The organism is Janthinobacterium sp. 35 (genome assembly GCF_002754575.1).
Taxonomy (GTDB): domain Bacteria; phylum Pseudomonadota; class Gammaproteobacteria; order Burkholderiales; family Burkholderiaceae_D; genus Janthinobacterium; species Janthinobacterium tructae.
On the sequence record NZ_PEFN01000001.1, the window covers coordinates 4,519,327 to 4,543,376 of the forward strand.

23 protein-coding genes are annotated in these 24,050 nt (G+C 62.5%); 15 read left to right on the forward strand and 8 right to left on the reverse strand.

Annotated elements, in window-relative coordinates; all coding sequences use genetic code 11:
- Positions 1-36: 36 nt before the first annotated feature.
- From nuoL to CLU93_RS20225, 11 genes are all read left to right on the forward strand, one after another.
- A complete protein-coding gene (gene nuoL / locus CLU93_RS20175) occupies positions 37-2,151 on the forward strand; it encodes an NADH-quinone oxidoreductase subunit L (protein WP_099763030.1) in 2,115 nt (704 codons plus the stop codon).
- 29 nt (positions 2,152-2,180) lie between these two features.
- Complete coding sequence (locus tag CLU93_RS20180) at positions 2,181-3,680, forward strand: NADH-quinone oxidoreductase subunit M (protein ID WP_099763031.1); 1,500 nt, start codon at positions 2,181-2,183, stop codon at positions 3,678-3,680.
- A gap of 16 nt (positions 3,681-3,696) precedes the next feature.
- On the forward strand, positions 3,697-5,199 hold the full coding sequence (gene nuoN, locus CLU93_RS20185) for an NADH-quinone oxidoreductase subunit NuoN (protein ID WP_096236656.1): 1,503 nt from the start codon (positions 3,697-3,699) through the stop codon (positions 5,197-5,199).
- Positions 5,200-5,202: 3 nt separating this feature from the next.
- On the forward strand, positions 5,203-5,526 hold the full coding sequence (locus CLU93_RS20190; protein WP_099763032.1) for a DUF2818 family protein: 324 nt from the start codon (positions 5,203-5,205) through the stop codon (positions 5,524-5,526).
- A 75-nt stretch (positions 5,527-5,601) separates the two neighbouring features.
- The gene (locus tag CLU93_RS20195; protein ID WP_099764505.1) at positions 5,602-6,159 is read left to right on the forward strand and encodes an NUDIX domain-containing protein; all 558 of its coding nucleotides are present in this window, start codon (positions 5,602-5,604) and stop codon (positions 6,157-6,159) included.
- Positions 6,160-6,167: 8 nt separating this feature from the next.
- Positions 6,168-6,866 carry a hypothetical protein gene (locus tag CLU93_RS20200; protein ID WP_243420299.1) on the forward strand — a complete coding sequence of 233 codons (699 nt, stop codon included), beginning with the start codon at positions 6,168-6,170 and terminating at the stop codon, positions 6,864-6,866.
- Positions 6,867-6,882: 16 nt separating this feature from the next.
- Positions 6,883-7,593, forward strand: coding sequence for a 2-C-methyl-D-erythritol 4-phosphate cytidylyltransferase (ispD, locus tag CLU93_RS20205; RefSeq protein ID WP_099763034.1), 711 nt, complete (start codon positions 6,883-6,885; stop codon positions 7,591-7,593).
- A gap of 17 nt (positions 7,594-7,610) precedes the next feature.
- Positions 7,611-8,111: a 2-C-methyl-D-erythritol 2,4-cyclodiphosphate synthase gene (gene ispF / locus CLU93_RS20210; protein WP_099763035.1), complete on the forward strand. Its 501-nt coding sequence runs from the start codon at positions 7,611-7,613 to the stop codon at positions 8,109-8,111.
- Positions 8,112-8,148: 37 nt separating this feature from the next.
- Positions 8,149-9,312: a PQQ-dependent sugar dehydrogenase gene (locus CLU93_RS20215; protein WP_099763036.1), complete on the forward strand. Its 1,164-nt coding sequence runs from the start codon at positions 8,149-8,151 to the stop codon at positions 9,310-9,312.
- A 57-nt stretch (positions 9,313-9,369) separates the two neighbouring features.
- Positions 9,370-9,672 carry a hypothetical protein gene (locus CLU93_RS20220; RefSeq protein WP_165829510.1) on the forward strand — a complete coding sequence of 101 codons (303 nt, stop codon included), beginning with the start codon at positions 9,370-9,372 and terminating at the stop codon, positions 9,670-9,672.
- Positions 9,673-9,883: 211 nt separating this feature from the next.
- Positions 9,884-10,495 (forward strand): PEP-CTERM sorting domain-containing protein, encoded by a 612-nt coding sequence (locus tag CLU93_RS20225; protein ID WP_218968347.1) that lies wholly within the window; start codon positions 9,884-9,886, stop codon positions 10,493-10,495.
- Between the two features lie 7 nt (positions 10,496-10,502).
- On the opposite strand, the gene CLU93_RS20230 is transcribed toward CLU93_RS20225, so the two are convergent.
- Positions 10,503-11,711, reverse strand: coding sequence for an MFS transporter (locus CLU93_RS20230; RefSeq protein WP_099763039.1), 1,209 nt, complete (start codon positions 11,709-11,711; stop codon positions 10,503-10,505).
- Positions 11,712-11,803: 92 nt separating this feature from the next.
- Here CLU93_RS20230 and CLU93_RS20235 point away from each other — a divergent pair, with 92 nt between their 5' ends.
- Positions 11,804-12,424 carry a TetR/AcrR family transcriptional regulator gene (locus CLU93_RS20235; RefSeq protein ID WP_099763040.1) on the forward strand — a complete coding sequence of 207 codons (621 nt, stop codon included), beginning with the start codon at positions 11,804-11,806 and terminating at the stop codon, positions 12,422-12,424.
- Here the strand turns inward: CLU93_RS20235 and CLU93_RS20240 are convergent, their stop codons facing one another.
- The gene (locus CLU93_RS20240; protein ID WP_096236640.1) at positions 12,425-12,763 is read right to left on the reverse strand and encodes an MmcQ/YjbR family DNA-binding protein; all 339 of its coding nucleotides are present in this window, start codon (positions 12,761-12,763) and stop codon (positions 12,425-12,427) included. It lies immediately after the preceding gene.
- Between the two features lie 460 nt (positions 12,764-13,223).
- On the opposite strand from CLU93_RS20240, the gene CLU93_RS20245 reads away from it, so the two are divergent.
- Complete coding sequence (locus tag CLU93_RS20245; protein WP_099763041.1) at positions 13,224-13,880, forward strand: CCXG family PEP-CTERM protein; 657 nt, start codon at positions 13,224-13,226, stop codon at positions 13,878-13,880.
- Positions 13,881-13,969: 89 nt separating this feature from the next.
- On the opposite strand, the gene CLU93_RS20250 is transcribed toward CLU93_RS20245, so the two are convergent.
- The 5 genes from CLU93_RS20250 to CLU93_RS20270 all read right to left on the reverse strand — a co-directional run bounded on the left by CLU93_RS20250 (position 13,970) and on the right by CLU93_RS20270 (position 20,443).
- Entirely contained in the window at positions 13,970-14,950 is a 981-nt protein-coding gene (locus tag CLU93_RS20250) for an FHA domain-containing protein (protein WP_099763042.1), read from the reverse strand.
- Entirely contained in the window at positions 14,947-16,326 is a 1,380-nt protein-coding gene (locus tag CLU93_RS20255) for a S1 family peptidase (protein ID WP_099763043.1), read from the reverse strand. Before CLU93_RS20255 ends, CLU93_RS20250 begins: the two co-directional genes overlap by 4 nt.
- A gap of 74 nt (positions 16,327-16,400) precedes the next feature.
- Positions 16,401-17,054, reverse strand: a complete 654-nt coding sequence (gene ribA / locus CLU93_RS20260; RefSeq protein WP_035820484.1) for a GTP cyclohydrolase II — start codon at positions 17,052-17,054, stop codon at positions 16,401-16,403.
- A gap of 220 nt (positions 17,055-17,274) precedes the next feature.
- Positions 17,275-19,518: a PhoX family protein gene (locus CLU93_RS20265; RefSeq protein WP_099763044.1), complete on the reverse strand. Its 2,244-nt coding sequence runs from the start codon at positions 19,516-19,518 to the stop codon at positions 17,275-17,277.
- Positions 19,519-19,741: 223 nt separating this feature from the next.
- The gene (locus CLU93_RS20270; RefSeq protein WP_099763045.1) at positions 19,742-20,443 is read right to left on the reverse strand and encodes a pirin family protein; all 702 of its coding nucleotides are present in this window, start codon (positions 20,441-20,443) and stop codon (positions 19,742-19,744) included.
- Positions 20,444-20,610: 167 nt separating this feature from the next.
- Between CLU93_RS20270 and CLU93_RS20275 the strand changes: the two genes are divergently transcribed.
- Positions 20,611-21,537 (forward strand): LysR family transcriptional regulator, encoded by a 927-nt coding sequence (locus tag CLU93_RS20275; RefSeq protein ID WP_099763046.1) that lies wholly within the window; start codon positions 20,611-20,613, stop codon positions 21,535-21,537.
- A gap of 165 nt (positions 21,538-21,702) precedes the next feature.
- The gene (locus CLU93_RS20280) at positions 21,703-23,862 is read left to right on the forward strand and encodes a putative bifunctional diguanylate cyclase/phosphodiesterase (RefSeq protein ID WP_099763047.1); all 2,160 of its coding nucleotides are present in this window, start codon (positions 21,703-21,705) and stop codon (positions 23,860-23,862) included.
- Here CLU93_RS20280 and CLU93_RS28255 read toward each other — a convergent pair.
- Positions 23,859-24,017 carry a hypothetical protein gene (locus CLU93_RS28255; RefSeq protein ID WP_180287890.1) on the reverse strand — a complete coding sequence of 53 codons (159 nt, stop codon included), beginning with the start codon at positions 24,015-24,017 and terminating at the stop codon, positions 23,859-23,861. The two genes, CLU93_RS20280 and CLU93_RS28255, sit on opposite strands and share 4 nt — an antisense overlap.
- Positions 24,018-24,050: the final 33 nt, after the last annotated feature.

Here is a 24,050-nt window from a genome sequence, read left to right on the forward strand (position 1 = left end):
ACTCGATCTCTCGAATAATAACGATTAAGGTTCATCATGGCGGGGCAACTCCTCAACCCTAACCTCCTTCTTGCCGTACCGCTGGCGCCGCTGGCCGGTGCCGCGATTGCAGGTTTGCTTGGCACCCAGTTCCTGGGTAATTTGGTCGGACGCAAGACGTCGCATACCGCGACGATCCTGGGCGTACTGATAGCGTTCATCCTGTCCGTGCAGACACTGCTGGCAGTGATGGATGGCGCGACATTCAATGGCACGATCTATAACTGGATGACGATCGGCACCCTGAAGATGGAAGTGGGCTTCCAGATCGATTCGCTGTCGGCGATGATGATGTGCGTGGTCACCTTCGTCTCGCTGATGGTGCACATCTACACGATCGGCTACATGAAGGACGACGAAGGCTACAACCGCTTCTTCGCCTACATCTCGCTGTTCACGTTCTCGATGCTGATGCTGGTCATGGCCAACAACTTCCTGCAACTGTTCTTCGGTTGGGAAGCCGTGGGCCTGGTCTCTTACCTCTTGATCGGTTTCTGGTACCAGCGTCCGACGGCCATCGTGGCCAACATGAAGGCTTTCCTGGTCAACCGCGTAGGCGACTTCGGCTTCATCCTGGGCATCGGCCTGCTGCTGGCGTATGGTCAATCACTGGATTACCAGGAAATCTTCGCCAAGAAGGAAGCCTTGTCCGTCCTGACATTGCCAGGTACCGACTGGGCCCTGCTGACCGTTGCCTGCATCTGCCTGTTCATCGGCGCGATGGGCAAATCGGCGCAGTTCCCGCTGCACGTGTGGCTGCCTGACTCGATGGAAGGTCCTACCCCGATCTCGGCACTGATTCACGCCGCGACGATGGTGACGGCCGGTATCTTCATGGTCTCGCGCATGTCGCCGCTGTTCGAATTGTCCGACACGGCACTGTCCTTCATCCTGGTGATCGGTTCCATCACGGCGCTGTTCATGGGCTTTTTGGGCATCATCCAGAACGACATCAAGCGCGTCGTCGCTTACTCGACCCTGTCGCAGCTCGGCTACATGACCGTGGCGCTCGGTTCGTCCGCGTACTCCGTGGCCGTGTTCCACCTGATGACGCACGCCTTCTTCAAGGCACTGCTGTTCCTGGGCGCCGGTTCCGTCATCATCGGCATGCACCACGACCAGGACATCCGCAACATGGGTGGCCTGCGCAAATACATGCCGATCACCTGGATCACGTCACTGGTCGGTTCGCTGGCCCTGATCGGCACGCCGCTGTTCTCCGGTTTCTACTCGAAAGACAGCATCATCGAAGCCGTCGAAGCGACGCACATCTGGGGTGCTGGCTTTGCCCAGTTCGCCGTGCTGGCTGGCGTGTTCGTCACCGCCTTCTACTCGTTCCGCATGTATTTCCTGGTCTTCCACGGCAAGGAACGTTTCGGCCAGGCGCATGCGCACGGCCATGACGACCATCACGCACCGAAAGCGGCCCATGGCGCGCACGGCGATGCGCATGACGACCATCATGAAGAGGAATCGCATGACGATTCCGAAGACGACCACGCGCACCACGGTCTGGAACCTGGCCAGAAGCCGCATGAATCCCCATTCGTGGTGTGGTTCCCGCTGGTGATGCTGGCGATCCCGTCGCTGCTGATCGGTTACCTGACGATCGGCCCGATGCTGCATGGCGATTTCTTCAAGGGCGTGATCTTCGTCGGCGAAAACCATCCAGCAATGGAAGAGTTGTCGCATGAATTCCACGGCGCGATGGCGATGGCGATCCACGGCCTGTCGACGGCACCGTTCTGGCTGGCATTGTCCGGCGTGGTGGCAGCCTACTACTGCTACATGGTCAACCCGCGTGTACCGGCCTGGTTCTTTGCCAAGTTCCACGCGATCCACACCCTGCTGGACAACAAGTACTACCTGGACAAGTTCAATGAAGTCGTGTTCGCCGGCGGTGCCCGTTTGCTGGGTAATGGCCTGTGGAACTTCGGTGACAAGAAGCTGATCGACGGTTTCGTCGTCAATGGCAGCGCCAAGGTTGTCGCCTGGCTGTCCTCGCTGTCGCGAGGCTTGCAGACCGGCTACATCTATCACTATGCATTCGTGATGATCCTGGGCGTGCTGGGCTTCCTGATCTATTTCCTGCCATTCTGGCCCGCTAAGTAAGCTGACCTGATAAAAGAATACTGAGAACCATGATGCAGTCTACGATTTCTACATTACCTCCTTACCTGAGTCTGTCGATCTGGGTGCCGATCATTTGCGGCGTCCTGGTCCTGGCTCTTGGCCGTGACAGCAAAGCGGGCTTTACCCGCTGGCTGTCGCTGGCTGGCGCCGTGCTCAGCATGCTGTGCACCTTGCCGCTGATCCAGCATTTCGACAACGCCGCACACGGCATGCAATTCGTCGAAAAAGCACCGTGGATTGAAACTTTCAATATCTGGTACTCGCTGGGTATCGATGGCCTGTCGCTGTGGTTCATTCCACTGACGGCCTTCATCACGGTCATCGTCGTCATTTCGGCCTGGCAAGTGATCGAGAACCGCATCGCCCAGTACATGGGTGCCTTTTTGATCCTGTCGGGTCTGATGATCGGCGTGTTCTGCGCGCTGGACGGCTTGCTGTTCTACTTCTTCTTTGAAGCAACCCTGATCCCGATGTTCATCATCATCGGTATCTGGGGCGGTTCGAACCGCGTGTACGCGTCGTTCAAGTTCTTCCTGTACACCTTCTTCGGTTCGCTGCTGACCCTGGTTGCCATCATCTACTTGCGCAACGTGACGGGTAGCTTCGACATCCTGGCCTGGCATGCGTTCAAGCTGACGATGAACGAACAGATCTTCATCTTCCTGGCCTTCCTGATGGCGTTTGCCGTGAAGGTGCCGATGTTCCCCGTCCACACGTGGTTGCCGGACGTCCACGTGGAAGCGCCTACGGGCGGTTCCGCCGTGCTGGCCGCCATCATGCTGAAACTGGGCGCCTACGGCTTCCTGCGTTTTTCGCTGCCGATCACGCCGGACGCCAGCCACTACCTGTCGGGCTTCATGATCGCCTTGTCGCTGATCGCCGTCATCTACATCGGTCTGGTTGCCCTGGTGCAAACCGACATGAAAAAACTGGTCGCCTATTCGTCGATCGCGCACATGGGTTTCGTCACCCTGGGCTTCTTCATGTTCAACGACATCTCGGTGCAGGGCGGTATCGTGCAGATGATCTCGCACGGTTTCATCTCCGGCGCGATGTTCTTGTGCATCGGCGTGCTGTATGACCGCATGCATACCCGCAACATCGCCGACTACGGCGGCGTCGTGAACCGCATGCCGAAATTTGCCGCCTTCTTCGTGCTGTTCTCGATGGCCAACTGCGGTCTGCCAGCGACTTCCGGCTTCGTCGGCGAGTTCATGGTGATCCTGGGCGCGGTGCAATACAACTTCTGGATCGGTCTGCTGGCTGCAACGGCACTGATCTGGGGCGCGGCGTACTCGCTGTGGATGGCCAAGCGCGTGGTGTTCGGCAAGATCAAGAACAAACACGTGGCCGAATTGACCGACATTAACAAACGTGAATTCTTCATGCTTGCTTTGCTGGCCATCGCCGTGCTCGTGATGGGTCTGTACCCAGCCCCGTTCACCGACACGATGCAAACTTCGGTTGCCGACCTGCTGCAGCATGTCGCCACCAGCAAGTTGCCTTAAATAGAAGACCGATAACATGACTAATGCACCTAATCTGGTACCGCTGTACGCGGAAATCTTTCTGCTGATCGCCACGTCGGCGCTCTTGCTGATCGATATGTTCTTGCCTGCGGCGAAGCGTTCGATCACTTATGCGCTGTCCTTGCTGACCCTGGCCGGCTGCGCCTTGCTGACCGTGGGCGACTTCAACGCGGGCACCACCGTCTACACGTTCCATAACATGTTCGTGTCGGACCCGATGTCGCAGCTGCTGAAACTGTTCTCGTACGGCGCCGTGGCGCTGACCCTGATCTACTCGCGTGCCTATGCCACCGACCGCAGCATGCTGTCGGGTAACCTGGGCGGCGAGTTCTACGTGCTGGCCCTGTTTGCACTGCTGGGCCAGATGATCATGATCTCGGCCAACAACTTCCTGATCATCTACCTGGGTCTGGAACTGATGTCGCTGTCGCTGTACGCACTGATCGCTCTGCGCCGTGACAATGCCAAGGCCACGGAAGCGGCCATGAAATACTTCATCCTGGGCGCACTGGCTTCCGGTTTCATGTTGTACGGTATCTCGATGCTGTACGGCGCCTCCGGCACGCTGGACCTGGGCGAACTGCGCGTGGCGCTGGAAAACGGCAAGACCAACGGCACCATCATGGTCTTCGGCCTGGTGTTCCTGGTAGCGGGCCTGGCCTTCAAACTGGGTGTCGTGCCATTCCACATGTGGGTGCCTGACGTGTATCAAGGTTCGCCAACGGCCGTGACCTTGCTGCTGGGCGGCGCGCCGAAACTGGCCGCGTTTGCCATCACCCTGCGTTTGCTGGGCGAGGGCTTGCTGCCGATGGCGCATGACTGGCAGCAAATGCTGCTGGTGCTGGCCGTGATGTCGCTGGCCATCGGTAACTTCACCGCCATCGCGCAAACCAATTTGAAGCGCATGTTGGCGTACTCGACCATCGCGCAAATGGGCTTCGTGCTGCTGGGCCTGCTGTCCGGTACCGTCGATGCGCCGAACAACACCCTGAACGCGGCTGGCGCAGCCACCGCCTACGGCGCTTCGATGTACTACGTCATCACCTACGTGTTCACCACGCTGGGTACCTTTGGCGTGATCATGTTGCTGGCGCGTAATGGTTTCGAAGCAGAAGAACTGGCCGACTTCAAGGGCCTGGGCAAACGCAGCCCGATCTTCGCGCTGGTGATGACCCTGTTCATGTTCTCGCTGGCCGGCGTGCCGCCGCTGATGGGCTTCATGGCCAAGTATTCGGTGCTGGCCTCCGTGCTGGCCACCGGCCAGCTGTGGCTGACCATCGCTGCCGTGCTGTTCTCGCTGATCGGCGCCTTCTACTACCTGCGCGTCGTGAAAATGATGTGGTTCGACGAGCCGACCGACACCAACGCGCTGGTCGTGCATGGCGACATGCGCGTCGTGCTGGCCCTGAACGGCGTGTTCGTCCTGGCCCTCGGTGTGATGCCTAACAGCATCCTGGCTGCCTGCGCGACGGCCATCACCAAGACCCTGGCGTCCTGATCGATGGATGTCACCGCATCGAGCTGGCTGGTGATCGCCCTGGGTATCCTGGGCGCCAACCTGCCATTTCTGAATGAGAAACTGTTTGCCGCCGTGCCGCTGAAAAAAGCGGCGCAGTCAGAGCAGGGCTGGCGTAAGCCGCTGGCACTGCGCCTGCTGGAGATGGTGATTCTGTACTTCATCGTCGGCGCCGTGGCGTTCGCGCTCGAAGCGCGCATCGGCAACGCTTTCCCGCAGACGTGGGAGTTCTATGCCATCACCGGTTGCCTGTTCCTGGTGCTGGCTTTCCCCGGCTTTGTCGGACGCTACCTGCGCAAGCGGCGCTAGCCCCATCGACCGAAAGCGGCGCCTCTGGCGCCGTTTTTTTTTATTGAGCATAATCAAGGTATGGATACAGAACGCATGGATATGAACTTAACTGAAACCAAGGTGGACGGCGAGCTCGTCTACCAGGGCGGCTTCCTGCGCGTGCAGCGCGACCGCGTGACCCTGCCGGACGGCAAGATCACGGCGCGCGAATTCATCCTGCACCCGGGCGCCGTCGTCATCCTGCCGCTGCTCGACGATGGCACGGTGCTGATGGAACGCCAGTATCGCTATCCGCTGGACCGTGTCTTCATTGAATTCCCGGCCGGTAAGATCGATGCGGGAGAATCGCACCTGGCCTGCGCCCAGCGCGAGTTGCTGGAAGAAACGGGCTACACGGCCAGCGACTGGCAATTCGTCTCCACCATCCATAACGCCATCGCGTATTCGGATGAACACCTGGAACTGTTTTTGGCACGGGGCCTGGTAGCCGGCGAGCGCCGCCTCGACGAGGGCGAGTTCCTGGAAACGTTTACGGCCACCGTGCCGCAGCTGCTCGACTGGGTCAAGGATGGCACCATCACCGACGTGAAAACCGTCATCGGCATCTTCTGGCTCGACAAGATCACCAGCGGCGCCTGGCAAGCGGCTTGATCTTGCGCATGCGTAACGCGATTTTCCTGCTGCTTGCCTGTGTCACCCTGGGTGCGCAGGCGCAGGCGCGCACGCCGTTCCAGGTGCGCTGCGAAGACACGATCAGCAAGACGGTGTCCGTGCTGACGGCGCAGCAGAACGGCTACAGCATCGATACGCATCTGCCGTACAAGGCGCTGACCGTCATGAAGGGCACGGCGCGCGCGAATACCTGGGTGCTGGGCCTGACGAAGACCGATTCGCGCGTGGCCATCGCCCTGGCCGGTCCCATGCTGCAAGACCCGGCCAGCGGCTATGAATGCGTGGCGCCGCAGATTACCGTGACCCTGACGTATGCGCCCGTGGTGATCTATATCGGCCGTGAATTTGCCCCGGGCACTTGCGCGTATGATGAGATACTCGCGCATGAACTGCGGCACATGAAGACCTATATGGAACACTTGCCGCGCGTGGAAAAGACCGTGCGCGCGGCGCTGGCCAGGCGTTTCGAGGCGCGGCCCCTGTACGCGCCCAGCGGCACGGCCAAGGCGGCGCTGGCGCGCGAGATCGATACGGGCTGGTTGCCCTACGTCAAGGCCGAGATGCGCAAGGTGGAAGCCTTGCAGGCGGCCATCGATTCGCCGCAGGAATATGCGCGCCTGGGCAAGGCGTGCAAAGGCGAAATCCAGAACATATTGGCGGGCAAGGTACAGCCCGCCCAGCAGTGACAAGACAAGGAATGGCATGACAGCAGCATCGAACACCGTCCGCTACTTTGCGCTGATCCCCGCCGCCGGCGTGGGCGCGCGCATGGAAGCGGGCAGTCCCAAGCAATATTTAGCCATCGCCGGCAAGCCCATGCTGCGCCACGCGCTCGACGCCTTTCTCGTCAGCCCCCTGATCGCGCATACGTATGTCGTCGTCAGCGCGGAGGATGGCCAGATAGATGCGGTCGTGCCGCAAGGGAACAATAGCGGCGTGACTGTGCTGCGCTGCGGCGGCGCCACGCGCATGGAAACGATCTTGAATGGCCTGCAGGCGCTGCACGGCAGCATCGATGCACACGACCATGTGCTGGTGCACGACGCGGCGCGGCCTGGCCTGACGCCGGCGCTGATCGCAAAGCTCATTACCGAAGTCGGTGAACATCCGGCCGGCGGCTTGCTGGCCTTGCCCGTGGTCGACACCGTCAAGCGGGCGGGGCCAGGCAGTCTGTCGGTGCAGACGGTGCCGCGCGACGGCCTGTGGCTGGCGCAGACGCCGCAGATGTTCAGCTATGCCTTGCTGCACCGGGCCTTGTCGCAAGCGCCCGATCCGCAGGCCATCACGGACGACTCCAGCGCCGTCGAAGCGCTGGGCCTGGCGCCCAGGCTCATTGAGGGCCACCCGCGCAACCTGAAGGTAACCCTGCCGCGCGACATACACACGGCCGAGCTGTACTTGGCTAATCCTTGAATTCCAGAGAGACCCGCATGCACACAACGACACCCGTACTCCCATTTCGCATCGGCCAGGGCTATGACTGCCACGCGCTGGTGGAGCACCGCGACCTGATCATCGGCGGCGTGAAGATTCCCCATCATTTGGGCTTGCTCGGCCATTCCGACGCGGACGTGCTGCTGCACGCGATTACCGACGCCATCTTCGGCGCCGCCGCCCTGGGCGACATCGGCCGCCATTTCCCCGACACGGATGCGCAATTCAAGGGCGCCGATTCGCGCACCCTGCTGCGCGAAGCTGTGCGCCGCGTGCAAGTCACCGGTTATATCATCGGCAATATCGACGCCACCATCATCGCCCAGCGCCCGAAAATGGCGCCGCACATCGCCGCCATGTGCGCCAACGTGGCCAACGACCTGGGCGTCGCCGTGGGGCAGGTGAACATCAAGGCCAAGACGAATGAAAAGCTGGGCTACCTGGGCCGCGAAGAGGGCATCGCGGCCGAAGCCGTGGCCTTGTTGCTGCGCGCCTGAACCACCACCTTCGCAGCATCCACCGACAGGAGAGAGCATGTTCCAGTTACGCCGCACCAGCATCTTGCTTGCATGGGCACTGACCGCTGCGCCATCGGCCTGGGCCGAACTGCAAGCCACGGGCGAGCCGCCCGCCGCCAGGCAGGGCTGGAAGGCCGAGACCGTCGCGCAGGGCGTGCGCCAGCCGTGGGGCATCGCCTGGCTGGGCGAGGGCCGCGCGCTGGTCACCAGCAAGCAGGGCACTTTGCATTTGCTGAATGGCAAGAGCTTCGAGGATGTGGCGCTGGAAGGCATGCCCAAAGTCTTCACGGGCGGGCAGGGCGGCTTGCTCGATATCGTCATTCACCCGCAGGATACGGGCAAGCCGAATCCGCGCGTGTACATGACGGTATCGACGGGCACGAATGACGCGAACCGCACGACCCTGGTGCGCGGCGTGTTCGACGGCAAGAAGGTGACGGGCATCCAGACCCTGTTCAAGGTCGCCACGGATAAAAGTGGCGGCCAGCACTTTGGCTCGCGCCTGCTGTGGCTGCCGGACGGCACTTTGCTGATGAGTGTGGCCGACGGTGGCAATCCGCCGCTGCGCATCGGTGACCGCCTGGCGCGCGAGCAGGCGCAAAACCTGGCCACGCATCAGGGCTCCATCCTGCGCCTGACGGAAGAGGGAAAACCGGCGCCCGGCAACCCGCTGGCGGCCAAGGGCGCCTTGCCGGAAATCTGGTCGTACGGCCACCGCAACGTGCAGGGCCTGGCGCTCGATCCTGTTTCCGGCCGCGTATGGGCCACGGAACATGGTCCGTATGGCGGCGACGAGCTGAACCTGGTGGTAGCAGGCGGCAACTATGGCTGGCCCCTGCAAAGCTATGGCGCCGACTACAAGACGCACGAGCCCGTCGGCAAGCACGAAGTGGCCGGCATGCTCAATCCGGGCGTGGCCTGGGTGCCATCGCCGGCGCCGTCGGGCCTGGCCGTCTACACGGGCGACAAGATTGCCGCCTGGCGCGGCAGCATCTTCAGCGGCGGCCTGGCGGCCAGGGATATCCGCCGCATCGCCGTCGATGCGAACGGCAATGTGACGGGGCAGGACCGCCTGGCCATCGGCGCGCGCGTGCGCGACGTGCGCCAGGGTCCGGATGGCTATCTGTATGCGCTGACGGATGAAGACAATGGCCGCTTGCTGCGCATCGTGGCGCAGTAGCACGGCCGGCGCCCACTTCGCTTAAGATGGCGCCTTTACTTCATTCAAGGTGGCGGCATGGCCCGTGATACTTATGCATACCGGCACGTCGCCGTCGAATCGCGCGCGATTCATGGCCGCGTGGAAATCCGTCCCGTGCCGGGCCAGGCATTCTCTCCCGAACTGGCCGTGCAGTGTTCGCGCCGCCTGGTCGACCTGCAGCGCTACCCGCTCGGCAGCCGCTTTTTACTCTTTGCCAAGCTGACGGATCGCCTGGGCGGCACGCCTTTCCTGTACGCATATCATGGCGACGCGGATGTGCCAATGACGCCGGCCGACGTGACGAAATTCCTCGGCGAATTTCGCCGCGGGCGCATCTGAGCCGACGGGTTTCCCGTATTTCCCCCGCATGACCGCATGACCGCTTGCGCGGTGCGCGTCGTGGCTGTGTGGCGCGCGGCATACACTGCATGATGGCTGTTATTTTATTGACACTGGGAAATATCTATATGTTACTATTAAAATAGTAACTTATAGTGACAATAAAATAATCAGGCCTGCTCGATAGGCTGCCATCAACAAGGGAATGCAAATGAAAAATTCTTGGAAATCCTGGCTCTGCAGCATGGCCATGCTCGCCGCAGCGCCGCTGGCCGGCGCGACGCCCCTCATCGATCAGGAAGCCAATGTCCATGCGGTGAACATGGCTAATTTTTGGCAGGGAGACCTGGCCCAGTCGTTCCAGCAATCGGTGGCGACGATTGCGGGCGCGGGCATCTTTTTGGCGCCGGGCATGGGCAGCACGGATACCGTGACCATTTCCTTGTGGAATAATTTACCGAACGCCGCCGGCACCATGCTGGCGCAAGCTTCCGTTGCCGGGACCGCCGGCCAATGGGCGGACGTGTTCTGGTCGCCTGTTTCCATCGCCGCCAATACGACGTATTACCTGGTGTTCGGCGGCAATAATACCTTGGGCATCGCCGGCGACACGAGCAATGGTTACGGCCTGGGCCAGGTCTATGCGAACACGGGCTATCAAAGCTTTGCCAACTTCGACTATGCCTTCCGCACGTTCGCCGCTCCCGTGCCGGAGCCGACCACGGTGTATCTGCTGCTGGCTGGTCTGGGCGTGCTGCTGCTGGCCCGCCGCCAGCATGCCGGCAAGTCATTGCGTGTGAAAGCGGCAAGCCAGCCGGCTTGAGCGACGCTCAGGCGCCGCAGGCGGCAGCCTGTTTGACCGGCTGTTGCTTGCCGAATGTCCCTATCGTCAGCGCGCAGCCGAGGGCGAACACGCCGCCCACCACCATCGCGCTGGACACGCCCAGCCGGTCGACAGCCATGCCGCCGAGCAAGGCACCGGACGCCAGCGACACTTGCACGATGGCGACAAACAGCGCGCTGCTGCCTTCCATCAAGTGTGGCGCCGCCTTGAACATCCACGTTTGCACGGCGATCGGCATGGCGCCGAAACCGAAGCCCCACACGGCTACCAGCAGCATCGCCGTCACCGAATGGCTACCCAGCGCGGCCAAGGCCAGGGTGGACAGGCCCAGCACGGCGCCCGTCAGCATCAGCGCGGCGCGTTCGTAGCGGCCGGCGGCCCAACCGCCCAGCAGATTGCCGATGAAGCCGGACGCGCCATACACCAGCAGCATGGCGCTGACCGTGCCGGCGGCCAGGTGCGAAACCTGTGTGAGGAAGGGCGCGATATACGTGTAGGCGGCGAACTGGCCCGTGAAGAGCATGGCCGTGGCGATCAGGCCCAGCCTGGCTTTGCGGATGCCGAAGATCATCGGCAACTGGCGCAGGCGGATGGCCTGTGTCGGCGGCAGCCTGGGCAACAGCAACAGCTGCCCGAGGAAGACCAGCACGGCAATGGCGCTGGCTGCGCCGAAAGCGACCCGCCAGCCCACCAGTTCGCCCACCAGCGCACCGGCCGGCACGCCCGCCACCGTACCCAGCGAGACGCCGGCAAAGATGATGGACATGGCGCGCGACGCATGTTGCGGCGCCACCAGGCGCGGGCCGATGGCGCTGCCGATGGCCCAGAAGCCGCCCACACCCACGCCCAGCATGGCGCGGCCCAGCAGTATCCACGCATACGAGGGGGCCAGCGCCACCAGCAGGTTCGATGCGACCAGCAGGGCAGTGAGGGCCAGCAGCACGATGCGGCGGTCCAGGCGGCCCGAGCCGACGGTGACGAAGATGGCGGCAAACGCGGCAACGATGCCGGGCGTGGTGATCATCAGTCCCGCCTGGCCCTTGCTGATGGCCAGTTCGGCGGCCATCGCCGGCAGCAGCCCGACGGGCAGGAATTCGGACGTGACGAGGGCGAAGGCGCCGATGCCGACCGATAAGACGGCCAGCCAGGGCGCCACGGTGGTATCGTCGCTGGCAGTGTTGGAAAGTGTTTGCATGTGAGGTTCCTGAAAAGCCGAGAGGTTTTTAACCGGTCGGTATATAATCAGGCCAGGCAGACAGTGTTGTCAATAATTTTTTACCGAACGGTATGAAACAAGATAAAAAAGAGGAAGCCGTCAAGGCGAAAACGGGCCGGCCACGCACCTTCGACGCGGAGGAAGCGCTCGATTGCGCCATGAAAGTGTTCTGGGAAAAAGGCTATGAAGGCAGTTCCCTGCCGGAATTGACGAAAGCCATGGGCATGAACCGGCCCAGCCTGTATGCCGTCTTCGGCAACAAGGAGCAGCTGTTCCACAAGGCGCTCGAACGCTACAGCGACACGCGCATGCAGTTTTTCGATGCGGCGCTGGAACAGCCGACGGCGCGCCAGGTGGTGGAAGCCTTGCTGACGCAGTATGTCGATGCGCAAACCATGCCGGACGGCCCGCACGGCTGCATGGGCGTCAATGCGGCGCTCGCCTGCAGCGACGATGCCTTGCCGATCCGCGATGAATTGTTTGCGCGCCGGCTGCGCGGTGAAATCAAATTGCGCGACCGCTTGCGGCGCGCCAGGGAGGAGGGCGATTTGCCACCCGATTCCTGTCCCGAGCAGCAGGCGCGCTTTGTCGTGACCTTGTCGCAGGGCATGGCCATCCAGGCGGCGGCGGGCGTATCGCGCGAGCAATTGCAGCAGATGGTGGGCTTGCTGCTGCGCAATTGGCCGATGTAGTTACCCGGTCGGGGCGATGGTCTTGGCCAGGTCGCTGGGCGCCTTGCGCCGCCAGGCGGCCGTCAGGGCGGCGGCCAGCATGTCCAGCTCGGCATCCGCCAGGCGCACCGTGATACCGGCCAGGCGTTCGCCCCACCACAGCTTTTGACAGCCGGACGGCGTGATGACGGTGGCGATATGCGCCGCTTCCGCATCGAGCAGCACGTTGATGTGCTCGTCGTCGGGCAGGGTGGCAAAGATCTTCCCGCCCACGCGGAAGGCTGGACGGTCGTGGTGTTCTTCCTCGGTGGTGTCGGGAAACGACAGTGCCAGATAGCGTAGTTCTTCCAGGTCGACCATTTCCTCTTTCCCCCTCATCGGACAGATAGCTGCATGTATGCATTTTGCCATGCTGTTTCGCCCCGTGGTGCAGCGGCATGTGAAAAGAAATGCGCAAGATGCGACAGTGGCGGCGCCATCTGTGGCGTGGTCGCGACAATCGGGGCAGGGGATGATGCTTGTTATAATAGAATCTTTAGTGGTTAAAAGAAAAATACTTTTCTTAAAAGAAAATTAGGATAAAATAGCTTCATCGTCTTGCCCGACCCGTCAACCGTCTGAACCTGTCCCGGAAACCCGACCCTTTTCCTGGACGCTTGCAGCGCAGTCAATTGCGTAGCAAGTCTGCGCTCTTGCGCGGTAGTTCCAGCCCCCGACCGCTCATCTTTGCAGTCTCTAGCGCTCCCACCGACACGCCTCAGTGCAGCGTGCATTGAGTCCAAGCACCCGCACGCCTACTGAATAACTACTGGATATCATCATGAAAAATTTGCCTAAAATCGCCCTGTCCCTGATCGCTGTCGGTGTGTTTGCCCACGCGAACGCCAGCACCATCACCGTGTCCACCGGTTTCTCGAACGCCAGCGCGCAAGCTTCCGCCGCCGCTTACCAGTCCGTGGTGAATACCGCCGTGGCTACGCCGGGTGCAGGTTATGGCACGACGACGATTGCCAGCTACAACAATGTCACGAATAGCAGCCTGTTCGGCAATGGTTCGAACATCGCCTTCAAGTCGGTGGTCAATTTTGGCGTCAGCGCAGCCGATGCGGGTGCCTGGAGCTTCCGTACCGGCGTCGATTTCGGCAAGGGCGGCGCCCTGTTCCTCGACGGCGTGGCGCTGGACTTCAAGAGCAACGACATGTGGTGGGCAGGCAACTACAACAATGGCAGCCAGTTCCTCAGCGGTTCGAGCTTGCTGGCGGCCGGCAACCATACTTTGAGCATCTATGGCCTGGAAAACTGCTGCGATGGCGGCCAGCAAGCGCAGTTCAAGGCGGGCAACAGCAATTTCACCAGCTTTTCCAGCACCGATGGCCTGGTCTCGGCCGTGCCGGAACCGACTACCTACGCCATGCTGCTGATCGGCCTGGGCCTGCTGGGCTTTACGGCGCGCCGCAAGCAGGAAGCCAAGTTCTAAGTTTTATCGCCGACATCCGCGCCTGAGGGCGCGCGATAAAAAGCCCGCCGGTCTGTCAGGACACGGCGGGCTTTTTGCATATCGAGCTATTAATCGCCGCTGTCTTCGTCTTCGTCGGCGCCTCTGGCCGCCTTGCCCCGCTCGGCGTCGACGGCGCGCTGCAAGCCGGCCGCATCGCGCAAGAACGCCTCCGTCGTGTGATCCTGGCTCAGGCGCAGGGCTGGCGGGTAGATCACCGACATGTAGGCTTCGTCGGCCAGGCGGCCGCTGATCTGCAGGTTGCTCAGCAAAATCAGGGTCGAGCCAAGAATGGCCAGCACGACGGCAACGAGGCCGAAGCGGCGCGGATGCTGCGGTTTAATCGTGCACAAATGGTAGTAGATCATGGCACAGACGATGACGACGAACATATGCCGTCCGTAGCGCGTCAGCACTTCCAGCGACAGTGCATACGCCGCCACATTGCTGCCCAGTTCCCACACTTCCATGGCCAGCAAGCCGCAGCCGATGATGAACAGGTGGCGGCCGAAACGCGCCACATGGCCGAACAGGCGGTTCGCCACGGCCCAGATCGACGCCCACACGAGGCCGCCGGCCAGCGCGTAGGCGATGATCATCAGGTAGGAAATCGGCTCGAAGGCGTCCGCATCACTGAGCCAGTTGCTGAAGGCGGCCGAGGCGCCGATCATGGCCAGGCCGGCGACGGCGGGGCGCAAGCCTTCCCAGTCGTGCCTGGTGGTATCGCTCAATTCGGGCGCAACAGGGTGGTCGCTGGCGCGCACGCGCAGGCGCGTGTGGCCCAGGCGAACGACGCTGTTGCCGTTCAAGGCCACTTGCAGTTGCCGTTGGCCCCGGTGGATCACGCCATTCTGGCTGCCCAGGTCGCGCAGCAGCAGGCCGCCTGCGCCGTCGTCTTCGACGATGGCGTGGCGGGCGGCCGTATGCGCGTCGTCGAGGATGAAGTCGTTGTCGTAGCCGCGGCCTATGCGGATCGGCAAGGTGGCGATGCGCTGGCGCCGCTGTACTTCGCCATTCTCGGCGAGGATTTCGATGAAATACGGTGCAGTCATGGCTTGCGCGTCCCGGTGGTCGATGGTGCGCGCGACAGCGCTTCGAGGAAGGTACGCGTGACGCGCATGCCATTGGCGTAGGACACGCCGCGCGCGTCGATGCGGCTTTGCAAGCTCATGAGTGGCTCATCGGTGCTGGCGGCCAGCAGGGCAAAGTCGTACAGTCCCGTAAACTTGCGGTAGGCGCGCACGCACAGCACGGCGCGCAAGGGCAGGGTGGCATTCTTGACGAACTGTTCGGTGCATTGCGGGCCCGTCAGATTCACGCTCTTGTAGCTGCCGAAACTTTCATTCTTGAACGAGGCGCTGGCCAGTTCGGAAAAGCGCAGGGCGCCCAGTTCGCTGCTGCGCAAAAATTCGTGGCGCATCGACACTTGCCCCGTCTGCAGGGTGCCGGAAATGAAGATGGCCGATTCCATGGCGCAGCTGGTGTTGTCGAGCATGTAGGGCTTGTCGGACTTGACGTTGGAGCGGCCCCAGCAGCGCATCTGGTCGGACTCGCGCACGGGCACGCGGTACGGCCCCATGGCTTTCAGGCTCAGGGGCGTGCCCAGCAGGCGCGCCAGCATCACTTCCTGGTGCGCCAGCAGCTGCGCCGTCACCAGCGGCTTGAAGTCTTTCGGCGCCTTGCCTTGCAAGGCCACCCTGGCCAGCAATTGCTGGGCATAGCGGGCGGGCACGAGAAAACTCACGAGTTCGCCATCGAGGCGTTTCGAGACATTGATGCCGGCGACGTCGCCATTCGCCGTGACGCTGGGGCCGCCGCTCATGCCGGCATTGATCGGTCCAGTAAACATCAGCTGGTCGTAGAAGCTGCGCGTGACGACGCCGTTGTACGAGCCTTCCGAAATGGCGAAGCCCAGGTCCAGCGGATTGCCCATCGAATACAGGTACTGACCCTGGGTCAGGGGCGTCAGCGCTTCCGGCATCTTGAAAAAGCCCGTGCCGTGGCGGTTCACGCGCAGCACGGCCAGGTCGTGCAGTACGTCGACGGCCAGCAATTCCACATTGCCGCGCTGGCCGCTGGTGTCGACCCATTCGCCCACATAGGTATCGGGGTCGAGCGCGAATTGCGACACGACGTGATAGTTGCTCACCACCAGGTCGCCCGTGCCGATCAAAAAGCCCGAACCCACCGACGATTGCGTGCGGCCGTTTTTCAGCAGCACACGTACTTGCAGGATGTCGGCGCGTGCGGCCGTGTACAGTTTTTGCGCGGCCGACGAGGGCGGCGGCAAGGCTGCATGTTCGGTGGCAGCGGGTGCGGCGGTGGCCGGCGGCGGTTTGATGGGGGGAGTCGAGGCGGTGGGAGCCGCGTGGGCGCCTGTGGCAGCGCACAGACTGGCCAGCAAGAAGGCGAAGTTAGCTAATTTCATGCATCCTTTGTGCGTGAGCAGGAGCGAGGCCGGCCCGGCGCGGCAGCGTGCACGCGCTGCGCCAGCCCGGGCAATTACAGGGCGCCGTCTTCCAGCGCCGGCGCCGTTTCCGGCGTCATCATGTGACCGAGCTTGCTTTGCTTGGTGTTCAGGTAGTGCTGGTTGAAGGCGTTGCGGTTGACCAGCAGCGGCACCCGTTCGGCCACCGTGATGCCCAGCGCTTCCATGGCGGCGATCTTGCGCGGGTTGTTCGTCATCAAACGCAGGCTGTGGATGCCGAATTGCGCAAACATGGGTTTGCACAAGGTGTAGTTGCGCGCATCGGCCTTGAAGCCCAGCTGTTCATTCGCCTGCACCGTGTCGGCGCCTGCCTCTTGCAGGCGGTAGGCGCGGATTTTGTTGATCAGGCCAATGCCGCGCCCTTCCTGGCGCAGATACAGCAAAATGCCGCGGCCTTCCTCGGCGATGCGTTTCAAGGCGCCTTCGAGCTGGGCGCCGCAATCGCAGCGCTGGGAAAACAGCACGTCGCCCGTCAGGCACTCGGAATGCACGCGCGCCAGTACCGGTTCGCCGTTGCCGACATCGCCCAGCACCATGGCCAGATGTTCCTTGCCCGTGGCGTGTTCGACAAAGGCGTGCAGGGTGAACTGGGCCCACGGCGTCGGCAGTGCGCAGGAAGTCGTGTAATCCAATTCGCCTGTCGCCAGGAGGTCTGCGCCGCTTTGCATGGTTGTGCTCATATAGGTAATTGTCAAAAATAAAAGGCGCGCGACACCACTGCGGTGCCGACGCGCCTTGCCATCATACCAAAAAGCAGGGAAACGTTTTCCCTGACTGCCTTTCGGTCGTTGCAATATCTGGTGATGAGCCTTACTTAGGGGCACTTCCTCCTTTTACAAGGTGAATGGCTGGCTTTGCCTGGCGGATGCCTCCGCCAGGCACGGGACATCAGCTGCCGATGCGTCCGCCATCGTTCTTGGTGATCACGATGGTGGCCGAGCGGGGGCGCTTGCCGGCCCCATAGCCGGCGTTGGCTGGCCACTGGCTCGTGTATTTGGATGGATCGCCGATATTTGCCAGCTTGGTGTTTTCGCCCGGATGCTGGATGTTGATGAACATGGTCTTGCCATCGGGCGTTTCGCTGATGCCCGTGATTTCCGAGCCGACCGGCCCCACCAGGAAGCGCTTGAGCGTATCGGCCGTGGGTTTCTTGCCGATGAAGGTGTCGACAGCCAGGTTGCCGCCGGCCGCCGTGGCGTAGTTCAGGGTCGACTTGGCGCCATCGCCGACCTTGCCGGGGATGGCCGCCAGCATCATGCAGTTGGTCACATCCGTGTACGCGCCATCGTCGGTCTGGATCCAGCAGATGCCCGTGTAGGGGCTGAAGGCCAGGCCGTCCGGGCTCGAAAAGTCCTGCTCGGCCGTCAGGTTCGACAGGTTGATCTTGCTGGCGTCGGCGCCGCTCTCGGCGCCGAACAGGTAGACATCCCAGGTAAAGCTGGTGGCCGCGGCCGCGCCCGTGCCTTCCTTGAAGCGGATGATGTGGCCGTTCGGATTGCCGTTTTGCGCGCTGCTGCCCTTCATGTCCGTGTAGGCGCGCGGGTTGGCGCTGTCCGGCGCCAGCTGCGACGAGCCGCTCGGATTGACGGTGCGGTTCGAGTTGTTGGTCAGCGTGTAGTAGATCTCGCCATTCGCCGGGTTGACCGAGCACCATTCCGGGCGGTCCATCTTCGTCGCGCCCACGGCGTCGGCCGCCAGGCGGGCATTCACCAGCACATCGGCCAGGTCGGCGAACTTGTAGGCGCTGTACGCCTGGATCAGCGCGTTCGACATGGCCAGTTCGATCCACTGGCCCGTGCCGTCGGCAGCCAGCTTGGCCACGTACAGCTTGCCCGAATCGAGGTATTTGTCGCCGGTGGCCATGCGGTCAGCCGGGTTGGCGTCCGCGGCGGCCCAGACGGCGGTCGTGACGAATTTGTAGATGTATTCGTTGCGCGAATCGTCGCCCATGTAGACAGCCAGTTGCTGGCCCACGGCCGGCACGCTGAAGGCGGCGCTTTCGTGTGCGTAGCGGCCCAGGGCCGTGCGCTTGCGGATGGCGCGGGTCTTGTCGTACGGGTCCATCTCGACGATGTAGCCCATGCCGTTCAATTCATTGCGGTAGTCGTCGCTGCCGTTGCTCGATGCGCCGATCTTGCTCAGATTCCAGCGCGCGTACTTGTCGTCGCTGCCGCCCGTTTCCCAGCCGTGGCGCGAGCCGGCGCCCTGGCTGCGGCCATAGCGGTTCAGCGAAACGACGGACTTGTCGCCGCGCGCGGCGTTGTCGGTGGACGAGCGGGTGAAGTAGCCGGCCCAGTTTTCTTCGCCGGACAGGTAGCTGCCCCAGGGCGACTTGCCCGTGCCGCAGTTGTTGATGGTGCCGCGCGTCTTGGTGCCGGTCGGCGAATACTTGGTCACCACGAGGGCGTTGCCGCGCACGGGGCCGGCAAGCTCGATGTCCGTCAGCGGCGTGACGCGGCGGTTGAAAGCGGAATCGTTGACGGTGGCCCAGGCGCTGCCCGTTTTTTTGACTTCCACCACGCTCAGGCCGTGGACGGCCACTTCCTTGTCGACTTCGGCGGCGGGGCGCGGCAGCGAGGTGGTGCCGCCATTCACGTGCAGGAAGTGCGAGGACAGTGTTTCGTCCGTGGTCGCTTCGTGGTTCATCGCCAGCAAGCCCCGTTCGGCGCCGGACGCCAGCGGCGCGCCGGCGGCGGACAGGCCGTAGTATTCCATGCCGTCGTGGTGGTCGCCGGCGCGGTTGTCGAAATCGGTATCGCTGCCGTCGTTCTTGTAGGCTGGCGTGGCTGCGCGCAGCGAGTCGCCCAGCGCATACAGGGCCGTGGCCGTGTAGCCGGCCGGCACCGACACGACGTCGGCCAGGCTTTTCGGCACGGCCGTGAAGGCCAGCAGTTTTTCGGGCGTTGGCGTCGGCGTCGGCGTGACGGCGACCGCATCGCTGCCGCCGCCGCAAGCGGACAGGCCCATCGACCCCATGACGGCGGTCGCGGCCGTGACGGCGCTGCCGCGCAGCCAGTTGCGCCGGCTCAGGCGGGCGTTCAGGATGCTGTTGAAATGGTTGTCGTGGGACGCGTTGCTGTCAATGTCGTTCAGATCGGTGGCGCTGATGGCCAGATCGTTGGGCTTGTTCATGGGCTGCGATGTCCTGTGGTTGCGTGATTTAAAGGCAACCGCATGATAGTTGTCGAATGTGACAGCGCCATGTCAGCTTGATGACAAGACGGTGACAGGCCCCCGGCCGGGCGGGCCGCGTCGATGACGGGCCTGTCCGGTCAGGCAGCCTTGGGCCTTACCGGGCCTGGCGACAACCGCGCTCCACCAGCAACAGCATGCCGCCGCAGATGGCCAGGTACCATCATTTAGGCAAGTCGAAGAGCAGAAATTCCGCATCTTCCGGTTGCGTAATTGTCACGGCCGCTTCCTGCGTCAATTTCAGCGCATCGCCCGCTTTCAAGGGCGTACCGTTGACCACCAGGCTGCCGCGGATCAGGTGCACATACGCAATGCGGCCTTCGTCCAGCGCATGTGCGGCTTGCTCGCCTTCCTGCAGGATGCTGGCGTAGATGGCCGCATCCTGGTGGATCAGCACGGAACCCTGGCGCCCGTCGGACGAGGCGATCAGGCGCAGCTTGCCCCGTTTGCTTTCCGGCGTAAAATGTTTCTCTTCATAGCTGGGGGCAATGCCCGTCACGTTCGGCTGGATCCAGATTTGCAGGAAGTGCAAGCCATCCGTGGCAGAATGGTTGAACTCGCTGTGGCGCACGCCGCTGCCGGCGCTCATGCGCTGCACATCGCCGTAGTGCAGCACGGAACCGGTGCCCATGCTGTCCTTGTGTTCCAGCGCGCCGTCGAGCACATACGAAATGATTTCCATGTCGCGGTGGCCGTGCGTGCCGAAGCCCTGGCCTGGCGTGACCCGGTCTTCATTGATCACCAGCAAGGGGCCAAAGCCCATGTGCAGCGGATCGTGGTAGCTGCCGAAAGAAAAGCTGTGGTGGGAATTGAGCCAGCCGTGGTTGGCGGCGCCGCGTTCTTCGCTATGACGAATCTGTAACATGGTGGACTCCGTTTCTATAAGTTAATGTGCGATAATTTCGAAGGGCCGTTGCCTGGCGCTGCGCCGTGGCTTCTTTTCTTCCCTTCGCTGTACGATGAACAAAGTATAGGCCCCTGTTCGGCGAAAGAAAAACGGAAAATCTTGCGACCTATGATCGAAAAAATCGAATGTTAAGACTGAGCCTGGAAGCCCTGCAAATCGTCGACGCCATCGACCGCCGCGGATCGTTCTCGTCGGCCGGCAAGGAATTGCACAAAGTGCCGTCCACCATTTCCTATACGGTGGCCAAGCTGGAAGACGACCTGGGCGTGCAAGTGTTCCGGCGCAATGGTCCGAAAGTCATGCTGACGGCGGCCGGCCAGGAGTTGCTGAAAGAGGGCCGCTATTTATTGAAGGCGGCACAGGACCTCGAACACCGCGTACGCCGGGTGGCGTCCGGCTGGGAAACGGAATTGTCCATCGGCATCGATTCCATGTTTTCCGCCGTGGCCCTGGCCGACGACGTGCGCGCCTTCTACGAGGTTGCGCAACAGACGCGCTTGCGCCTGTCGCAAGACACCTTGTCGGGCACCTGGGAAGCGTTGCTGGACCGCCGGGTCGACTTGCTGGTGGGCGCGCCCGGCGACGGGCCGGCGGGCGGCGGCTATATCGCGCAGCCGATCGGCATGCTCGACTTCGTCTTTGCCGTGGCGCCCACGCATCCGCTGGCGCAGGTGGCAGAGCCCCTGTCGCGCGGCCATCTGCAGCAGTACCGGGCCGTGGTGGTGGCTGACTCGGCGCGCCAGATGGCGCCGCGCACCGTGGGGCTGCTGCTGGGGCAAGATGCCTTGAGCGTGCCGAGCATGCAGGTCAAGTTCGACTACCAGGTGCTGGGACTGGGTTTTGGCTTCCTGCCGGGACCGTGCGCGCGCGCCGCCATTGCGCGCGGCCAGCTGGTGGAAAAGGCCGTGGAAGAACCAAAACCGTCGGAAACGTTTTACCTGGCGTGGAGAGTGGGCGAGGATGGCGCCGCGCTGCGCTGGTGGATGGCGCGCATGCGCGAACCGGATGTGTTTGCCCGCCTGGCGCAGCATCTGCCGGGCCATTCGGCGTAGGTCTTAAAATGTTGACATATGCCAACATTTTTAAGTTACCATATTCATAGTATTTCGACCGTCTTTCTGCTCCGACCTGCATGCCCCATAGTGGGATTTTGATGATGACACACACCGCAGCGCCCCTGATATGTTCCCCTGACCTGGCACGCGCGCGGGGTTGCCATGCTTGAGGCGAAGGTCGCGCTGTGCCTGGGCCTGGCCCAGGACGCCCGTGAACAGGCGGGGCCGCAGCAGGCCGCCACGCTGGCGCGGCTGCAGGAAGAGCTGGAGCGGCTGCGCGGCGTCAGCCGGCCCGTGGTGCGCGTGGCGCTCGCCGACGCCTTGCTGGAAATCGATCCCGATGGCTTCCTGATCGGCTGGAACCATGGCGCTGAACAGATGTTCGGCTATTCCGAACTGGAAGCGCTGGGCCAGCACATCCTGTTTTTGTATCCGGAAGACGATGCGGAAGCGAGCGTGCTGGAACTGCATTTCAAGCAGGGCGACGTGGCCACCGATGTGCGCCGGCGCAAGAAGTCGGGCATGGTAACGTGGCTGCGCATGCACCGCCACGTGATCCACGATCAGGCGGGCAAGGCTTGCGGCATGGCCGTGCGCCTGTCGGCCATGAGCGAACCGCTGTCCGACGTGGACAAGGTGAGGTTGCACGCACGCATCATCGAAGACAGCGAGCAAGCCGTGCTGATCACGGACTCGGAAGAGCGCATCGTCTCCATCAACAGTTCGTTTTCCCGCATTACCGGCTATTCGCCGGCCGAAGCCATCGGCCGCACGCCGGACTTGCTGCGCTCGGGCGTGCACGATCCCGATTTCCGCGCCAAGGTGCGCGCCGCCATGCGCGGACACGGCTCCTGGCGCGGCGAAATCATCGGCAAGCGCAAGAATGGCGAACTGTTCCCGCAAGATGTCACCATCAGCGTCGTGCGCGACGAGTATGGCGAGATCAGCCATGTTTTTTCCCTGTTTTCCGATATCTCGGTGCACAAGGATGCCGAGGCGCGCATGCAGCGCATGGCCAATTACGACAGCCTGACGGGCTTGCCCAACCGCTGCCTGCTGAACCAGCTGGTGGGCCAGGGCCTGGCTGAAGCGAAACGGCAAGGCACGCATGGCGCGCTGATGGTGATCGACATCAGCCGCATCGGTTCCATCAGCGACACGCTCGGCCACGAAGTGGGCGACCAGCTGGTGATCGCCATCGGCCAGCTGTTCCGTGGCGCCTTGCGCGACGCGGACATCCTGGCGCGGGTCGACAACAGCAAGTTCGTCGTGGCGCTGTTGCATATCGAAAAGCGCGAACATGCGGCGAACGTGGCGCAAAAACTGCTCAACCTGTTGGAAGCGCCCATCAATATCGATGCGCACGCGCTGCACGTGGGCGCCAGCATCGGCATCACCGTGTATCCGGAAGATGGCCTGGAAGCGCCGGCCCTGTTCCGCTTTGCCGACGTGGCCGTGGCCAAGGCGGGGCAGACCATCGAATCGACCTTCCTGTTTTACCGTGAAGACATGAACCGGCGGGCCAAGGAACATTTGCGCCTGGAAAGCGAAATGCGTCTGGCGCTGGGCGACAAGGAGCTGGAATTGCATTACCAGCCGAAAGTGAGCCTGGCCAGCGGGCGCATCGTGGGCGCGGAAGCCTTGCTGCGCTGGAAGCATCCGATGCGCGGCATGGTCTCGCCCGGCCTCTTCATTCCCGTTGCCGAGGAAACCAGTTTGATTCTCGAACTGGGTACCTGGGTGCTGGACGAGGCTTGCCGCCAGATCCGCAACTGGGAAGACCGTGGCCTGCACATGCCAGCCATCGCCGTCAACCTGTCGGCGCGCCAGTTCGATGAACAGTTGCCGGCGCGCATAGCGGCCGTGCTGGAACGCTACGGCGTGCGGCCCGACCAGATCATGCTGGAAATCACGGAAAGCCTGCTGATGCGCGGCGCCGACAAGGTGATCGACATCATGAACCAGCTGGTGGCCATGGGCCTGGCGCTGGCGCTGGACGACTTCGGCACCGGCTATTCCAGCCTGGCGTATTTGAAGAAATTCCCCATCAGCACCCTGAAAATCGACCGCTCGTTTGTCGTCGGCTTGCCGTTCGATGAAAACGATTGCGCCATCGCCCGCGCCATCGTCACCATGGCGCAGCAACTGCGCCAGGAAATCGTCGCCGAAGGGGTGGAAACGGCCGAGCAGATGCGCTTCCTGCGCGAACTCGGCTGCGACCAGCTGCAAGGTTATCTGTTCAGCCCGGCCGTGACGGCGGCGGAATTCGAAGTGATGCTGGGCGATGGGCGGCAGCTGCGCCTGGAAACGGCGACCGTTTAATCGTCGCCCAGCTGCACGTGTTCCAGCAGATAGTCGAGTATCACGCGCACGCGGGCCGGCACTTGCTGGCCCGGTCCCGCGAAGACGGCGTGCACGCGACCACGGTCGCGCGGATTGTAGCCCTGCAGCACGGCCATCAAATTGCCTTGCTCCATATTCGCGCAGCACGTGCTGGCGCGCCGCAACCT

What these genes read in the sequence shown, in the direction of transcription:
- CLU93_RS20235 (WP_099763040.1), top strand. Translation starts at nt 11,804, where the DNA reads ATGAAACAAGATAAAAAAGAGGAAGCCGTCAAGGCGAAAACGGGCCGG.
- CLU93_RS20195 (WP_099764505.1), top strand. Translation starts at nt 5,602, where the DNA reads ATGGATATGAACTTAACTGAAACCAAGGTGGACGGCGAGCTCGTCTAC.
- ribA (WP_035820484.1), bottom strand. Translation starts at nt 17,054, where the DNA reads ATGCAAAGCGGCGCAGACCTCCTGGCGACAGGCGAATTGGATTACACG.
- nuoL (WP_099763030.1), top strand. Translation starts at nt 37, where the DNA reads ATGGCGGGGCAACTCCTCAACCCTAACCTCCTTCTTGCCGTACCGCTG.
- CLU93_RS20190 (WP_099763032.1), top strand. Translation starts at nt 5,203, where the DNA reads ATGGATGTCACCGCATCGAGCTGGCTGGTGATCGCCCTGGGTATCCTG.
- CLU93_RS20275 (WP_099763046.1), top strand. Translation starts at nt 20,611, where the DNA reads ATGTTAAGACTGAGCCTGGAAGCCCTGCAAATCGTCGACGCCATCGAC.
- CLU93_RS20230 (WP_099763039.1), bottom strand. Translation starts at nt 11,711, where the DNA reads ATGCAAACACTTTCCAACACTGCCAGCGACGATACCACCGTGGCGCCC.
- CLU93_RS20240 (WP_096236640.1), bottom strand. Translation starts at nt 12,763, where the DNA reads ATGGTCGACCTGGAAGAACTACGCTATCTGGCACTGTCGTTTCCCGAC.
- CLU93_RS20180 (WP_099763031.1), top strand. Translation starts at nt 2,181, where the DNA reads ATGATGCAGTCTACGATTTCTACATTACCTCCTTACCTGAGTCTGTCG.
- CLU93_RS20270 (WP_099763045.1), bottom strand. Translation starts at nt 20,443, where the DNA reads ATGTTACAGATTCGTCATAGCGAAGAACGCGGCGCCGCCAACCACGGC.
- CLU93_RS20245 (WP_099763041.1), top strand. Translation starts at nt 13,224, where the DNA reads ATGAAAAATTTGCCTAAAATCGCCCTGTCCCTGATCGCTGTCGGTGTG.
- CLU93_RS20225 (WP_218968347.1), top strand. Translation starts at nt 9,884, where the DNA reads ATGAAAAATTCTTGGAAATCCTGGCTCTGCAGCATGGCCATGCTCGCC.
- CLU93_RS20200 (WP_243420299.1), top strand. Translation starts at nt 6,168, where the DNA reads ATGCGTAACGCGATTTTCCTGCTGCTTGCCTGTGTCACCCTGGGTGCG.
- CLU93_RS20250 (WP_099763042.1), bottom strand. Translation starts at nt 14,950, where the DNA reads ATGACTGCACCGTATTTCATCGAAATCCTCGCCGAGAATGGCGAAGTA.
- CLU93_RS20255 (WP_099763043.1), bottom strand. Translation starts at nt 16,326, where the DNA reads ATGAAATTAGCTAACTTCGCCTTCTTGCTGGCCAGTCTGTGCGCTGCC.
- CLU93_RS20220 (WP_165829510.1), top strand. Translation starts at nt 9,370, where the DNA reads ATGGCCCGTGATACTTATGCATACCGGCACGTCGCCGTCGAATCGCGC.
- CLU93_RS20265 (WP_099763044.1), bottom strand. Translation starts at nt 19,518, where the DNA reads ATGAACAAGCCCAACGATCTGGCCATCAGCGCCACCGATCTGAACGAC.
- CLU93_RS28255 (WP_180287890.1), bottom strand. Translation starts at nt 24,017, where the DNA reads ATGGAGCAAGGCAATTTGATGGCCGTGCTGCAGGGCTACAATCCGCGC.
- nuoN (WP_096236656.1), top strand. Translation starts at nt 3,697, where the DNA reads ATGACTAATGCACCTAATCTGGTACCGCTGTACGCGGAAATCTTTCTG.
- ispF (WP_099763035.1), top strand. Translation starts at nt 7,611, where the DNA reads ATGCACACAACGACACCCGTACTCCCATTTCGCATCGGCCAGGGCTAT.
- CLU93_RS20280 (WP_099763047.1), top strand. Translation starts at nt 21,703, where the DNA reads ATGCTTGAGGCGAAGGTCGCGCTGTGCCTGGGCCTGGCCCAGGACGCC.
- CLU93_RS20215 (WP_099763036.1), top strand. Translation starts at nt 8,149, where the DNA reads ATGTTCCAGTTACGCCGCACCAGCATCTTGCTTGCATGGGCACTGACC.
- ispD (WP_099763034.1), top strand. Translation starts at nt 6,883, where the DNA reads ATGACAGCAGCATCGAACACCGTCCGCTACTTTGCGCTGATCCCCGCC.